The 14,069-nt window shown below is 73.9% G+C and carries 13 protein-coding genes; 11 read left to right on the forward strand and 2 right to left on the reverse strand.

The features are described 5' to 3' along the window. Positions 1 to 92 precede the first annotated feature (92 nt). From CCE01nite_RS10365 to CCE01nite_RS10375, 3 genes are all read left to right on the forward strand, one after another. On the forward strand, positions 93 to 1,268 hold the full coding sequence (locus CCE01nite_RS10365) for a lactonase family protein (protein WP_084142627.1): 1,176 nt from the start codon (positions 93 to 95) through the stop codon (positions 1,266 to 1,268). A gap of 359 nt (positions 1,269 to 1,627) precedes the next feature. Next, positions 1,628 to 2,944: a D-inositol-3-phosphate glycosyltransferase gene (gene mshA, locus CCE01nite_RS10370; RefSeq protein ID WP_034628906.1), complete on the forward strand. Its 1,317-nt coding sequence runs from the start codon at positions 1,628 to 1,630 to the stop codon at positions 2,942 to 2,944. A 60-nt stretch (positions 2,945 to 3,004) separates the two neighbouring features. After that, positions 3,005 to 3,745 carry a phosphoglyceromutase gene (locus tag CCE01nite_RS10375; protein ID WP_034628867.1) on the forward strand — a complete coding sequence of 247 codons (741 nt, stop codon included), beginning with the start codon at positions 3,005 to 3,007 and terminating at the stop codon, positions 3,743 to 3,745. A gap of 127 nt (positions 3,746 to 3,872) precedes the next feature. Here the strand turns inward: CCE01nite_RS10375 and phoU are convergent, their stop codons facing one another. After that, positions 3,873 to 4,532, reverse strand: coding sequence for a phosphate signaling complex protein PhoU (gene phoU, locus CCE01nite_RS10380; protein WP_034628866.1), 660 nt, complete (start codon positions 4,530 to 4,532; stop codon positions 3,873 to 3,875). A gap of 163 nt (positions 4,533 to 4,695) precedes the next feature. On the opposite strand from phoU, the gene CCE01nite_RS10385 reads away from it, so the two are divergent. The 7 genes from CCE01nite_RS10385 to pstS (CCE01nite_RS10415) all read left to right on the forward strand — a co-directional run bounded on the left by CCE01nite_RS10385 (position 4,696) and on the right by pstS (CCE01nite_RS10415) (position 12,305). Further along, positions 4,696 to 6,042, forward strand: coding sequence for a sensor histidine kinase (locus tag CCE01nite_RS10385; protein WP_084142626.1), 1,347 nt, complete (start codon positions 4,696 to 4,698; stop codon positions 6,040 to 6,042). Beyond that, positions 6,039 to 6,758, forward strand: coding sequence for a response regulator transcription factor (locus CCE01nite_RS10390; protein WP_034628865.1), 720 nt, complete (start codon positions 6,039 to 6,041; stop codon positions 6,756 to 6,758). Before CCE01nite_RS10385 ends, CCE01nite_RS10390 begins: the two co-directional genes overlap by 4 nt. A gap of 161 nt (positions 6,759 to 6,919) precedes the next feature. Beyond that, on the forward strand, positions 6,920 to 8,056 hold the full coding sequence (gene pstS / locus CCE01nite_RS10395; RefSeq protein WP_034628864.1) for a phosphate ABC transporter substrate-binding protein PstS: 1,137 nt from the start codon (positions 6,920 to 6,922) through the stop codon (positions 8,054 to 8,056). Positions 8,057 to 8,236: 180 nt separating this feature from the next. Continuing rightward, positions 8,237 to 9,226, forward strand: a complete 990-nt coding sequence (gene pstC / locus CCE01nite_RS10400; RefSeq protein WP_034628863.1) for a phosphate ABC transporter permease subunit PstC — start codon at positions 8,237 to 8,239, stop codon at positions 9,224 to 9,226. Continuing rightward, positions 9,223 to 10,164, forward strand: coding sequence for a phosphate ABC transporter permease PstA (pstA, locus tag CCE01nite_RS10405; RefSeq protein WP_084142625.1), 942 nt, complete (start codon positions 9,223 to 9,225; stop codon positions 10,162 to 10,164). The genes pstC and pstA overlap by 4 nt, the downstream gene beginning before the upstream one ends. 55 nt (positions 10,165 to 10,219) lie before the next feature. After that, positions 10,220 to 10,996 carry a phosphate ABC transporter ATP-binding protein PstB gene (pstB, locus tag CCE01nite_RS10410; protein ID WP_034628862.1) on the forward strand — a complete coding sequence of 259 codons (777 nt, stop codon included), beginning with the start codon at positions 10,220 to 10,222 and terminating at the stop codon, positions 10,994 to 10,996. A 169-nt stretch (positions 10,997 to 11,165) separates the two neighbouring features. Further along, positions 11,166 to 12,305: a phosphate ABC transporter substrate-binding protein PstS gene (gene pstS / locus CCE01nite_RS10415; protein ID WP_246056436.1), complete on the forward strand. Its 1,140-nt coding sequence runs from the start codon at positions 11,166 to 11,168 to the stop codon at positions 12,303 to 12,305. 121 nt (positions 12,306 to 12,426) lie between these two features. Here pstS (CCE01nite_RS10415) and CCE01nite_RS10420 read toward each other — a convergent pair whose 3' ends face one another. Further along, positions 12,427 to 12,993, reverse strand: coding sequence for a hypothetical protein (locus CCE01nite_RS10420; protein ID WP_034628860.1), 567 nt, complete (start codon positions 12,991 to 12,993; stop codon positions 12,427 to 12,429). A 337-nt stretch (positions 12,994 to 13,330) separates the two neighbouring features. Here CCE01nite_RS10420 and CCE01nite_RS10425 point away from each other — a divergent pair, with 337 nt between their 5' ends. Continuing rightward, positions 13,331 to 13,813 (forward strand): CarD family transcriptional regulator, encoded by a 483-nt coding sequence (locus tag CCE01nite_RS10425; RefSeq protein WP_013769765.1) that lies wholly within the window; start codon positions 13,331 to 13,333, stop codon positions 13,811 to 13,813. Positions 13,814 to 14,069: the final 256 nt, after the last annotated feature.

A 14,069-nucleotide genomic window follows, 5' to 3' on the forward strand; every position in this document is an offset into this window, starting at 1 on the left:
CGCCGCTGGACTGCGCCGCTGGACTGCGCCGCTGGACGACGCCGCCGGACGCGTCGGGTCCGAGCCGCGCGCACCGCCTACGCTCGGCTCCCGTGACCGAGCAGCCCAGCACCCGTCCCACGACCACCCCGGCGACCGGCTCCGCGCCGGCGCCCGCCCCGTCCGCGGGGTCGCGCGAGCTCTGGGTCGGCACGTACCCGGCCGCGGGCGCCGGCACGCCCGCAGGGCTCGGCGAGGGCGTCTGGCGCGTGACGCTCGACGTCGCGACGGGCGGGCTCCGCGCGGCGCGGCAGGTCGTCGAGACGCCCGCGCCGTCGTTCGTCGCGGTGCACCCGTCGGGGCGCGTGCTGTACGCGGTGGGGGAGCGGTCCGAGGGCACGGTCACGGCGTTCGAGGTCCACGCCGAGGGCGCCGACGGGCCGGAGGCGGTGCGCCTCGAGCCGCTCGCGACCGTCGCGTCCGGCGGCGCCGACCCGTGCCACCTCCTGCTCTCCCCGGACGCGCGCACGCTCTTCGTCGCGAACTACTCGTCGGGCACGCTCGCCGTCCTGCCGCTCGACGCGGACGGCGGGTTCGCGCCCGAGGTGCTCGCGTCCGGTGCCCCCGCGCAGGTCTTCGGCCACACCGGCACGGGGCCCGACGAGAGCCGCCAGGAGTCCCCGCACGCCCACTTCGTCGCGCTCGCGCCCGGCGCCGGGCACGTGCTCGTGTGCGACCTCGGGACCGACGAGGTCCGGCGCTACCGCGTCGAGGCCGACGGCCGGCTCACGGACGACGGCATCGCCGCGACGCTCCCGCCCGGGACGGGCCCGCGCCACCTGGTCTTCTCCGCCGACGGGCGGTTCGCCTACCTCGTCGGCGAGCTCGACGTCACCGTGCACGTCCTCGCGTGGGACGCCGCGACGGCGACCGGCCGCCCGGTCCAGGTCCTGCCCGCGGGCGGCACGGCGGCGGCGGCCGACGCGGCGACGGGGGTCGCGCCGCGTGTGCTGCCCTCGCACGTCACGCTCGACGGGGACCGGCTGCTCGTCGGCGTCCGCGCGGCCGGCGTGCTCGCGGAGCTCGCCGTGGGAGCCGACGGGCTGCTGACGCCCGTCCGGGACCTGCCGCTCGGCGCGGGCGCCTGGCCGCGCCACCACGCCGTGGTCGACGGCTGGACGGTCGTCGCCGAGCAGGTCGCGGGCGCCCTGGTGACGTTCGCCCCGGGCAGCGAGCCGGGCACGGTCCTGCGCCTGCCGGCCCCCGCCTGCGTGGTCGCCGTCGTCTGAGGCGGTCCCCGCGGTCCGCGGGGGTCCAGGACGGTCCGCCCGGTCGGCCCGTGGTCTGCCGGGTCGTGTGCGGTCGCCGTCGCGCGAGCCCGGGGGCCCGGTCGGCGGGTGCGTACCGGTCCGGGGTCGTCCGAGCGTGACGGCGACGGTCCGCGTGTGGTCCGCCCGGGTGATCCCGCCCTCCCGGTTGCCCCCGGCGACGACCGGGCGTCCGGAAGGCGAGACAATGGGCGCACGGCGGGCCCCCGAGGTCGCCCGGGTGCACGCTGGAAGCGCCCGGCACCGCGACCGGCCCGCCCTCCGTCCGACCCGACCCGCCCCCTGGAGCGCCCGTGACCTCCGAGCTGCCGCGCGTCGCGATGCTCTCGGTGCACACGTCGCCGCTCGACCAGCCCGGCACGGGCGACGCGGGCGGGATGAACGTCTACGTCTCGGAGCTGTCGCGCGCGCTCGCGCGCCGGGGCGCCCGCGTCGAGATCTTCACGCGTGCCACGTCGTCGGCCCTCCCGGAGACGGTCGTGCTGCCGGGGACCGACGCGCGCGGCGACGCGCTCTCGCGCGAGGACTCCCGCCGCGTGCTGCTCGCCGAGCACGTCGAGCCCGGCGTCGTGCCGCCCGTGCTGGTCCACCACGTGCCCGCGGGCCCGTTCGAGGGCCTCGACAAGAACGACCTGCCCGGCCAGCTGTGCGCGATGACCGCGGGGGTGCTGCGCTCGGAGGCCGCGCGCCGGCCCGGCTGGTACGACGTCGTGCACTCGCACTACTGGCTCTCGGGGCAGGTCGGCTGGCTCGCGGCGGACCGCTGGGAGGTGCCGCTCGTCCACACGATGCACACCATGGCGAGAGTCAAGAACGCGTCGCTCGCGCCCGGGGACTCCGCCGAGCCGACGGGCCGGATCATCGGCGAGGAGCAGGTCGTCGCCGAGGCGGACGCGCTCGTCGCGAGCACCGCGGAGGAGAGCGACGACCTCGTGGCGCTCTACGACGCGGACCCCGAGCGCGTGCACGTCGTGGCCCCGGGCGTCGACCTCGAGCTGTTCGCGCCGGGCGGCCCCGACGGACGCGCCGAGGCCCGCCGCGCGCTCGGGCTGCCGCTCGACCGGCAGGTCGTGCTGTTCGCCGGCCGCGTCCAGCCGCTCAAGGCGCCCGACGTGCTCGTGCGCGCGCTCGGCGTGCTCGCGCAGCGTCCGGGCGCCGGCCGCGGCGTCCCGCTGCTCGTCGTGCTCGGCGGCCCGAGCGGTCGCCCGACCGCGGTCCGCGAGCTCCAGGCCCTCGCCGCGACGACCGGCCTCGCCGACCACGTCCTGTTCCGCCCGCCCGTCCCGCGCGCCGAGCTGGCGCGCTGGTACCGGGCGGCCGACGTCGTGGCGATGCCGTCGCGCAGCGAGTCGTTCGGGCTCGTCGCGGTCGAGGCGCAGGCGTCGGGCACGCCGGTCCTGGCGTCCGCGGTGGGCGGGCTGCGCTCGGTCGTGACCGACGGGGTGTCGGGCCGGCTCGTGCACGGGCACGACCCCGCGGTCTGGGCCGACGCGATCGAGGAGGTGCTCGCGGACGACGCCGCGCGCGCGACGCTCGGGCTCGGTGCCCGGCGCCACGCCGAGCGCTTCGGGTGGGACGGCGCCGCCGAGCAGGTCCTCAAGGTGTACGCGCTCGCGGCCGCGCGCCGGCGGTCCTGACGCTGCTCACGGGCCGAACGTCCCCGGTGCGCTCGCGCGCGGGTGCGGCAGGATGAACCCATGACCTACACCCTCGTGCTGCTCCGCCACGGCGAGAGCGAGTGGAACGCCAAGAACCTCTTCACCGGCTGGGTCGACGTCCAGCTCTCCGAGAAGGGGGTCGAGGAGGCCAAGCGCGGCGGGACGCTGCTGACGAACGCGGGCGTGCTGCCCGACGTCGTGCACACGTCGCTCCTGCGCCGCGCGATCACCACCGCGAACCTCGCGCTCGACGCCGCCGACCGCCACTGGATCCCCGTCAAGCGCAGCTGGCGCCTGAACGAGCGCCACTACGGCGCCCTGCAGGGCAAGGACAAGAAGCAGATCCGCGACGAGTACGGCGACGACCAGTTCATGCTGTGGCGCCGCTCGTACGACGTCCCGCCGCCGGACATCGAGCTCGGCTCGGAGTTCTCGCAGGACGCCGACGCGCGCTACGCCGGTGAGCCGATCCCGCGTGCCGAGGCGCTCACGCACGTGCTCGACCGCGCGCTGCCGTACTGGCACAGCGACATCGTCCCCGACCTGCAGTCCGGCAAGACGGTGCTCGTGGCGGCGCACGGCAACTCGATCCGCGCGATCGTGAAGTACCTCGACGACGTCGACGACGCGACGATCGCCGGCATCAACATCCCGACCGGCATCCCGCTGCGCTACGAGCTCGACGAGGACACCCTCAAGCCCGTGACGCGCGGCGGCGAGTACCTGGACCCCGACGCAGCGGCCGCGGCCATCGCGGCGGTGGCGAACCAGGGCAAGTAGCCCCGACGACGAACGCCGCGGCGCACCCCTCCGGTGCACCGCGGCGTTCGTCGTACCCGGGGTCGTGGGCCTCGTCGGCGCCCCCAGCGCCTCGTGACGGGCCCCGACCCCGGGGGGTCGAGCAGGTTCAGCGTCCGGCGCGGGTGTCCTCGAAGGTCCCCGTGACGAGGAACGTGACGCGGCGCGCGACCGACACCCCGTGGTCCCCGAAGCGCTCGTAGTACCGGCCGAGCAGCGTGACGTCGACCGTCTCCTGCGGGTTGCCGTTCCAGCCGACGCCGAGCAGCGCGGTGAAGGTGTCGGCGTGCAGCGCGTCGAGCAGGTCGTCGTCGCGCTCGATGCTCTGCGCGACCTCGAGGTCACGCGTCGTGAGCACGGCGGTCGTCCGCTTCGCGACGCGCACCGCGGCCTCGTGCATCTCGGTGAACGTCCCCGACAGCGCGTTCGGGACGGCGACACGGGGGTAGCTGCGGCGCGCGACCTGCGCGATGTGCCGGGCCAGGTCGCCCATGCGCTCGAGCGTCGAGCTCATCCGCAGCGCCGAGACGACGACGCGGAGGTCGGTCGCGACGGGCTGCTGCTGCGCGAGGAGGTGCACGCAGCGCTCGTCGAGGTCGCGCTCGATGGCGTCGATCGCGACGTCGTCGGCGATGACGGTCTCGGCGAGCTGGAGGTCTGCCGTGAGCAGCGCGATCCCCGCGTTGGTGATGGCGTGCTCGACCAGGCGGCTCATCGCCGCGAGGTCGTCGCCGAGCTGGGTCAGCTCGGCCTCGAAGATCTGCCGCATGGTCCCTACTCTCTGCGTGCTGGTGCGCGCGACCGTCACGTTCGCACCCGGAGGTGAACGGCTCCCCGCGCCCAGATGAACATCGGTGAACATCCGGAAGCCATCGGCCCGCACGGGCCGTCCTCGTGCGGGACGCTCCGGGGGCGACCGTACGCTGGCAGACGTGGATGGTCCTGATGGTGTCGTGGCGATCGTCGCCGGCCTGCTCGGTCTCGTCGTCGGGGTCGTCGCGGTGGCGGCGTTCCGGTGGAGCGAGCGTGCGCAGTACAGCGTCCCCGCGCAACCCGAGCGCGAGCTCGACGAGGGTCTGGTGCGCGTGCTCGCGGTGCTGCGCTCGGCCGCCGTGGTGCTCGACGACGACGACCGCGTGGTCCGGGCGAGCCCGCCCGCGTACGCGCTCGGCGTGGTGCGCGAGGGGCAGGTCGTGCACGCCGCGATCCGCGACCTGATCGCCGACGTGCGCCGCTCCGGGGTGATCCGCGACGAGGAGCTCGAGCTGCCGCGCGGCCCCGTCGGGCCCGGCACGCTCATGCTCCAGGTCCGGGTCGCGCAGGTCGGCCCGCGCCACCTGCTCGTGCTCGCGGAGGACCGCACGCAGGCCCGGCGCCTCGAGGCGATCCGGCGCGACTTCGTCGTCAACGTCTCGCACGAGCTCAAGACCCCGGTCGGCGCGCTGTCGCTGCTCGCCGAGACCGTGCAGGACGCCGCGAACGACCCCGAGGCGGTCCGCCGCTTCGCCGGGCGCATGCGCGGCGAGGCCGCCCGGCTCTCGGCGCTCGTGCACGAGATCATCGAGCTCTCGCGGCTCCAGGTCGCGGGCGCGCTGCAGGACATCGCGGTCGTCGACGTCGACGCGGTCGTCGAGGAGTCCGTCGACCGGGCCCGCACCGCGGCGAGCGCCAAGCAGATCCGCCTCGACGTCGGCGGCGAGCGCGGCCTGACGGTGTACGGCGACCACGCCCTGCTCGTGACCGCGGTGCGCAACCTGCTCGACAACGCGGTCGCGTACTCCCCGGAGGGCGCGCACGTCGGGATCGGGGTCCGCGCGGTCGACGGGCTCGTCGAGGTCGCGGTCGTCGACCAGGGCATCGGCATCGCGTCCGACGAGCAGGACCGCGTGTTCGAGCGGTTCTACCGCGTCGACCCCGCACGCTCGCGCGACACGGGCGGCACCGGGCTCGGCCTGAGCATCGTCAAGCACGTCGCGGCCGACCACGGCGGCGAGGTCACCGTGTGGTCGCGGCCCGGCAAGGGCTCGACGTTCACGCTGCGCCTGCCCGTCGGCGCGGTCCCGGACCAGCTGCTCGCGACCCCGCCCGCGGCCCGCACGATCGGCACGCTGCCGACCCCGTCGTCGGCCCCCGGCGCGACCGCACCCGCCACACCCGCACCCGGCAGCCCCACGGCGCCCGCCCCCGCGACCACCACCCCCGCGACCACCACCCCCGCACCCGCGCGGGCCCCCGCCGCCGGCGGGGACGGCCCCGCGCACGAAGGAGCCGCCCGGTGACCCGGATCCTGCTGGTCGAGGACGAGGAGTCCTACCGCGACCCGCTCACGTACCAGCTCGAGCGCGAGGGCTTCGAGGTGGTGACCGCCGCGACCGGCCCCGAGGCGCTCGAGCGGTTCGCCGACGGCGGCGCCGACCTCGTGCTGCTCGACCTCATGCTCCCGGGCCTCTCGGGCACCGAGGTGTGCCGCGAGCTGCGCCGCACGAGCGACGTCCCCGTCATCATGCTGACCGCGAAGGACGGCGAGATCGACAAGGTCGTCGGGCTCGAGATCGGCGCCGACGACTACGTCACGAAGCCGTACTCGTTCCGCGAGCTGCTCGCGCGCGTCCGCGCGGTGCTGCGCCGCCGCGGCGCACCGGCCGCCGCGAGCGCCCCGGCCGACGACGACCTCGACGACGGCACGCTCGAGGTCGGCCCCGTCCGGCTCGACGTGGAGCGGCACACCGTGCACGTGCGCGGCGCGCTCGTCGCGTTCCCGCTCAAGGAGTTCGAGCTGCTCGAGCTGCTGCTGCGCAACGCCGGCCGGGTGCTCACGCGCGGCCAGCTCATCGACCGCATCTGGGGCTCGGACTACGTCGGCGACACCAAGACGCTCGACGTGCACGTCAAGCGCGTGCGGGCCAAGATCGAGGACGACCCGGCCAACCCGACGATGCTGCAGACCGTGCGCGGGCTCGGCTACAAGATCGCGGACACGGACGAAGCGTCCTGAGGGTCCGCGCCGCAAGGCCTGGCCGGTAGTCGTCGACCACCGTTCACCGGGGGTTCACCTCCGGCGGGCCACGCGGTCACTTCCTCTCCTTAGCGTCAGTGGCGCACCGAGGCCCCCGGGGTCCGGTGGGTCTACGACGAAGCATCAGGAGAGGGATTCCCGTGAAGGTTCGACAGCTCGCACGACAGACCGGACTTGTCGGTCTCGTGCTCGTCTCGTCTCTGGCGCTCGCGGCCTGCGGGTCCGACAACAACGCCGGTGACGAGGGGACGGCGGACTCCGCCGCTGTGACCGCGGGGGGCAGCGACATCGAGTGCGGCGAGGGCGGCACGCTCAACGCCGAGGGCTCGTCCGCACAGAAGAACGCGATCGAGCAGGCCATCGCCTCGTTCGAGGAGGTCTGCCCCGACATCACCGTGAACTACAACCCGACCGGTTCCGGCGCGGGCATCACGCAGTTCACGGCCGGTCAGGTCGAGTTCGCGGGCTCGGACTCGGCGCTCAACGCCGACAAGGGCGAGGTCGAGGCGGCGCAGGCGCGCTGCGAGGCCGGCCCGGCGTGGAACATCCCGATGGTGACCGGCCCGATCGCGGTGGCCTACAACCTCGAGGGCGTCGACGAGCTCGTGCTCGACGCGGCCACGACGGCCAAGATCTTCCGCGGCGAGATCACGACGTGGAACGACCCCGCCATCGCCGCGCTGAACGAGGGCGCGACGCTCCCGGGCGACGAGATCCACGTGTTCTTCCGCTCCGACGAGTCGGGCACGACCGACAACTTCACGAAGTACCTCAACGCGGCCTCGGGCGGCGTGTGGACGGACCCCAACGGCAAGTCGTGGCCGTCCTCGGGTGTCGGTGAGGGCCGCGAGAAGTCGGCCGGCGTGTCCGAGGGCGTCAAGACGACGGCCGGTGGCATCACCTACGTCGAGTGGTCCTACGCCAAGGACAACGACCTCGGCATCGCGCAGATCGACAACGGCTCCGGCCCGATCGAGCTCACGGCCGAGACGGTCGCCACCTCGGTCGCCACGGCCGAGCGCGTCGGCGAGGGCAACGACCTCGCCCTCAAGCTCGACTACGCGACGCAGGAGGAGGGCGCCTACCCGATCGTCCTCGTGACCTACGAGATCGTCTGCTCGGCGGGCCTCGACGAGGCCGCCACGGCCGGCGTCAAGGCGTTCCTCACGCACTTCGCCTCGCCCGAGGTCCAGGAGGGCCTCGTCGAGATCGGCTACGCGCCGCTGCCGGAGGACGTGCAGACCGACGTCCTGGCCGCGATCGAGGCCATCGCCTGACCTGACCTCCACGCGCTGCCGGGCCGCACCCGGCCCGGCAGCACCGGACGGGTCGTCGTCGTCCCGGTCCACCCCACGAGGGAGGGCCGGGACGGCGGCACGCACGACTCGGGGCCGCACCGCCGCAGAGCCCGACGCACGACCCCAGCACCGCCCAGCACCACCGAGTGAAGGACGCCGATGGCCACGACCACCAGCACGCCGCGCGTTCCCGACGCGCCGCCGGGCCCCGAGGGCCTGAAGCAGGGCCTGTCGCGCGGGCCCGACCGTGCCTTCAAGATGCTCGCCGGGGGGTCGAGCGCCGTCGTCGTCGCGCTCGTCGTGATCGTCGGGGTGTACCTCATCAGCAAGGCGTGGCCCTCGCTCGCCGCGAACGGCGCGAGCTTCCTGACGTCGCGCGAGTGGAGCGTCGCCGACCCGGACGCCCTGCGCTTCGGCATCGCGCCGCTGCTGTGGGTCACCGTGATCTCGTCGGTGGTCGCGATGGCGATCGCCGTGCCGGTCGCGATCGGCGTCGCGCTCTACCTCACGCACTACGCCCCGCCGCGCGTCGCCAAGCCGTTCGCGTACCTCGTGGACCTGCTCGCCGCGGTGCCGTCGATCGTGTTCGGCCTCTGGGGCGCGCGCGTGCTCATGCCGTACGTGCAGCCCTTCCAGGACGCCCTCAAGAGCGCATTCGGCTGGTTCCCGCTGTTCGCGCCCACCGCCGTGCAGGCCGGCACGATCTTCCTCGCGTCGATCGTGCTCGCGATCATGATCCTGCCGATCATCACCGCGCTCTCGCGCGAGGTCTTCCGGCAGACGCCCGTCGGGCACATGGAGGCCGCGCTCGCCCTCGGCGCGACGCGCTGGGAGATGATCCGCACCGCGGTGCTCCCGTTCGGCCGGCCCGGCGTCGTGTCCGCCGCGATGCTCGGCCTCGGCCGGGCGCTCGGCGAGACCATCGCCGTGACGATCATCCTGTCGACCACGACGGGCGCGTTCAGCTGGTCGCTGTTCTTCGGTGGGGAGACGTTCGCCTCGAAGATCGCCAACGCCGCGTCCGAGTTCGACAGCCCCTCGAAGACCGGCGCCTACATCGCCGCCGGGCTCGTGCTGTTCCTCCTGACGTTCGCCGTCAACGCGATCGCCCGGGTCATCATCGACCGCCGGAAGGGGTTCACCGAGTGAGCGCCACGTCCCTGACCCCGAGCCTCGCCGCAGCCGACCCGGGCGACGCGTCGCCGGGCGACGAGCTGCGCACCCTGAACGGCGGCGGCTCCGGGTCGCGCCGCGTCAAGGACCGCATCGCGACGGTCGTCATGCACCTCGCGTTCCTGGTCGCCGTGATCCCGCTCGTCTGGATCCTGTGGACCGTCGTCTCGCAGGGCTACCACATGCTCCTCGAGTCGACGTGGTGGACGAACTCGCAGCGCGGGGTCACCGTGCGCGACTTCGGGGGCGGCGCGTACCACGCGATGGCCGGCACCGTGATGCAGGCCGCCGTGACCGCGCTCATCTCGGTCCCGCTCGGCGTCTTCACCGCGATCTACCTCGTCGAGTACGGCCGCGGCCGCCTCGCGCGCGCCGTGAGCTTCATGGTCGACATCCTCACGGGCATCCCGTCGATCGTCGCCGCGCTGACCGTCTACGCGCTCTGGATCTCGACGTTCGGCTTCTCGCGGGTCGGGTTCGCCGTGAGCCTGTCGCTCGTGCTGCTCATGGTCCCGACGATCGTGCGCTCGACCGAGGAGATGCTCAAGCTCGTCCCCAACGAGCTGCGCGAGGCCAGCTACGCGCTCGGCGTCCCCAAGTGGAAGACGATCGTCAAGATCGTCCTGCCGACGGCCTTCTCCGGGATCATCACCGGCGTCCTGCTCGGGCTCGCGCGCGTCATGGGCGAGACCGCTCCGCTGCTGATCCTCGGGCCGTACACCAAGTCCATCAACATGGACCTGTTCAACGGCAACATGGCGTCGCTGCCGACGATGATCAACCAGGACCGGACCGAGTTCCTCGACGCCGCGGTCCAGCGCACGTGGGGTGCGGCGCTCACGCTCATCCTCATCGTCATGGCCCTGAACATCGCGGGCCGCGCGATCGGCCACTTCAGCAAGGTCAAGTCATGACGGCCCCCGCCTCCGTCACCCCCGCCGCACTGCCACGAGAGGAGCGCTGAGGGCCGTGGCCAAGCGCATCGACGTCAAGGACCTGAACGTCTACTACGGGGACTTCCGCGCGGTCGAGGGGGTCACGATGGGGATCGACGCCCGCTCCGTGACCGCCTTCATCGGCCCGTCCGGCTGCGGCAAGTCGACGTTCCTGCGGACGCTCAACCGCATGCACGAGGTGCTCCCGATCGGGCGCGTCGACGGCGAGGTGCTGCTCGACGGCGCCGACCTGTACGACAAGAACGTCGACCCCGTCGCGGTCCGCCGCACGATCGGCATGGTGTTCCAGCGCCCCAACCCGTTCCCGACGATGTCGATCTTCGACAACGTCGCCGCGGGCCTGCGCCTGAACGGCATGAAGAAGAAGAGCGAGCTGCAGGACGTCGTCGAGAGGGCGCTGCAGGGCGCGAACCTCTGGAAGGAGGTCAAGGACCGGCTCGACAAGCCCGGTGCGGGCCTCTCGGGCGGCCAGCAGCAGCGCCTGTGCATCGCGCGCGCGATCGCCGTGCGCCCGCAGGTGCTCCTCATGGACGAGCCGTGCTCGGCGCTCGACCCGATCTCGACGCTCGCGATCGAGGACCTCATCTCCGAGCTCAAGAACGACTACACGATCGTCATCGTGACCCACAACATGCAGCAGGCCGCGCGCGTGTCCGACCGGACGGCGTTCTTCAACATCGCGGGGACCGGGGCGCCGGGCAAGCTCATCGAGGTCGACCAGACCGCGACGATGTTCTCCTCGCCGCGCGAGCAGGCCACCGAGGACTACATCTCGGGCCGCTTCGGCTGAGCCGCCCGGCTGGTCCGCCCCGGCGGACCGGCCGCGGCTCACCGCCGCACCAGGGCCAGGGCCAGACGACGGTGCCGGCCCTGGTGCCGTCATGTCCGCGTCCCCGACGCGCCGCCGCCCGCCCGGGCCGGTGCGCCGGGGACGACGTCTGCAGGGGGAGAGGATCCACGTGGTGGTACGGCAGCGCGCACGGAACGTCGGCCTGGTCGGCGTCGCACTCGTCCTGGGGCTCGCGCTCGGGGGGTGCGGCTCGCAGGCGACCCCGGGCAGCGGTGCCTCGGCGGTCCCCTCGACGTCGGCCACGGAGGCCGCCGCGGCGGCCGCGGAGTGCGGCAGCGGGACGATCGACGCGGCCGGCTCCTCGGCCCAGCGCAACGCGGTCGAGCAGGCGATCATCACGTTCGCGACGGTGTGCCCCGACGTCGTCGTGCGGTACGACGCGAGCGGCTCGGGCGCGGGCATCACCCGGTTCACCGCCGGGGAGGTGGCCTTCGCGGGCTCCGACTCGGCGCTCAACGCCGGCAAGGGCGAGGTCGACGCGGCCGCTGCCCGCTGCGGCGGTGCCCCCGCCTGGAACCTGCCGATGGTCACCGGGCCCGTCGCCCTCGCGTACAACCTCGACACGGTCGGCCAGCTCGTGCTCGACGCCGCGACGACCGCGCGGATCTTCCGGGGCGAGATCGTGTCGTGGGACGACCCGGCGATCGCCGCGCTCAACCCCGGCGAGCTCCTGCCCGCCGAGGAGATCCAGGTCCTGTTCCGGGCCGACGAGTCCGGCACGACCGAGAACTTCACGCGGTACCTCGCGACCGCTGCGGCCGACGTGTGGACGGACGCGCCCGCGAAGACCTGGCCCGTCGAGGGCGTGGGCGAGGGCCGGGAGAAGTCGGCCGGCGTCGCCGAGGCCGTCGCCACGACCCCGTCGAGCCTGACCTACGTCGAGTGGTCCTACGCGAAGGAGAACCGGCTCGGCGTCGCCAAGATCGACAACGGCTCCGGGCCGGTCGAGCTCACAGCGGAGAGCGTCGGGGCGACCGTCGCGACCGCCGAGCGCACCGGCGCGGGCGACGACCTCACGCTGCGGCTCGACCACGCGACGCGCGAGCCGGGTGCCTACCCGATCGTGCTGGTGACGTACGAGGTCGTCTGCTCGACGGGGCTCGACGAGCCCACCGCCGCGGCGGTCCGGGCGTTCCTGCGCCACCTCGCGTCGACCGAGGTGCAGCAGAGCCTCGCCGACATCGGGTACGCGCCGCTCCCGACGTCCGTGCGGGAGGACGTGCTCGACGCGATCGGGTCGCTCGGCTGACCTCGGCGGTTCCGGGGGAGTCCCCGGACGCACGACGGCCCCCGGGGGAGTCCCCCGGGGGCCGTGCTGCGTCGTGGGTCGTGCCGGGCGTGCGGGAGCCCGAGGTGCAGGTGTGCGGTGGTCAGCCCTCGGTCGCGGTCGGCGTGGGGGTCGGCTCGAGCGTCGGGTCGACGCCCGTGGGGGCGGACGGCGTCGTGCTCGGCCCCTCCGTCGGGACCTCGTCCGCGTACTCGGGCAGCGTGCCGTCGAGGACCGGGACCGGGACCGTCTCGGCGCCGCCCGCGGCGGTCGAGATCGCCAGGTCGGTCGTCGAGCCCGGCACGTCGGTGGCCGTGAAGAGCAGCTGCTCGCCGTCGGTGCCGCCGAGCAGCACCCCGTCGCCCGCGGCGACCTCGACCGTGCCCACCTCGGTGCCGTCCTCGAGCGTGAAGGTGACCTCGAGGTCCTCGCCGCCCCGGTTCCGGACCGCGCCGTGCAGGCTCGCCGGCTCGCCCTCGCCCGACGTGAGGACCAGCAGGTTCTCGGCCGTGAGGTCACCGAGCCCGACGCGCACGCCGTCGGACGGCGCGTAGGGCTCCTGGGTCGTGATCGGGTTCGTCGCCGAGCAGCCGGCGAGACCGGCGCCGACGAGCGCGACGGCGACGGTCGCCGAGAGGCGCAGGTGCAGGGACGGGCGGACGCGGGTCACGGTGACTCCTCGGGGCGGAACGGGTGCCGGCGTCGGCCGGCGGTGCTGACGACGTGCTGGGCCCCGGGCGCCCGCGCGGCCGGCGGGTGCCGGCGTGGCGAGGACCTGCGGGGTGCTGACGGGTGCTGACGTGTGCTGGGTGACGCTCCGCGCACGGCGCGGACCGCAGGTCCACAGCCTAGTCGGCGTCGCGGGGTCGGGCCTCGCGGACCGCCCGCCGGACGCCCGTGGAGCCGTGTGCGTGACCTGCGCAAACGGGCCGGGCGGCTTCGGGCGGGCGAAAGGGGGCGAACAATAGCGTGATAGAATGGGGGTCCGCGAAAGGGGACACCTGCAGATGACTTTCACTGTTGGGGAGACGGTTGTCTACCCGCACCACGGTGCAGCGTTGATCGAAGAGATCAAGACCAGGACCATCCGCGGCGAGGACAAGATCTACCTCAAGCTCAAGGTCGCCCAGGGTGACCTGACGATCGAGGTCCCGGCGGAGAACGTCGACCTCGTGGGTGTGCGTGACGTCGTCGGCCAGGAGGGCCTGGACCGCGTCTTCGAGGTGCTGCGTGCGCCGTACACCGAGGAGCCGACCAACTGGTCGCGCCGCTACAAGGCCAACCTCGAGAAGCTCGCCTCGGGTGACGTGATCAAGGTCGCCGAGGTCGTGCGCGACCTCTCGCGCCGCGACGCGGACCGTGGGCTCTCGGCGGGCGAGAAGCGCATGCTCGCCAAGGCCCGTCAGATCCTCGTCTCGGAGCTCGCACTCGCCGAGCACACCGAGGAGGAGAAGGCCGAGGCCATCCTCGACGAGGTCCTCGCCTCGTAACGCGTCCTCCGACGACCTCCTCGACGCCCCGTGACCGGGAACGCCGCCGCGGTGCCGCGCGCCTCGCGCGACGACCCCCGGCCCGGCGCACGTCCTGACCGGGTCGTGGCGGTCCTCACGGCCGCCGGCAGCGGGACCCGCCTCGGGCACACCCTGCCCAAGGCACTGGTCCCCGTCGGGGGAGTCCCGCTCGTCGTGCTCGCCGCCCGAAGCCTCCTGGCCGCGGGCGGCGTCGCGTCGCCCGGGTCCGGCGAGC

Origin of the sequence: Cellulomonas cellasea (assembly GCF_006538745.1) — a bacterium.
GTDB classification, from domain to species: domain Bacteria; phylum Actinomycetota; class Actinomycetes; order Actinomycetales; family Cellulomonadaceae; genus Cellulomonas_A; species Cellulomonas_A cellasea.

Excerpts from the sequence above, each read along its gene's own strand:
- mshA (WP_034628906.1), top strand. The coding sequence starts at position 1,628 with ATGCTCTCGGTGCACACGTCGCCGCTCGACCAGCCCGGCACGGGCGAC.
- CCE01nite_RS10375 (WP_034628867.1), top strand. The coding sequence starts at position 3,005 with ATGACCTACACCCTCGTGCTGCTCCGCCACGGCGAGAGCGAGTGGAAC.
- phoU (WP_034628866.1), bottom strand. The coding sequence starts at position 4,532 with ATGCGGCAGATCTTCGAGGCCGAGCTGACCCAGCTCGGCGACGACCTC.
- pstC (WP_034628863.1), top strand. The coding sequence starts at position 8,237 with ATGGCCACGACCACCAGCACGCCGCGCGTTCCCGACGCGCCGCCGGGC.
- CCE01nite_RS10425 (WP_013769765.1), top strand. The coding sequence starts at position 13,331 with ATGACTTTCACTGTTGGGGAGACGGTTGTCTACCCGCACCACGGTGCA.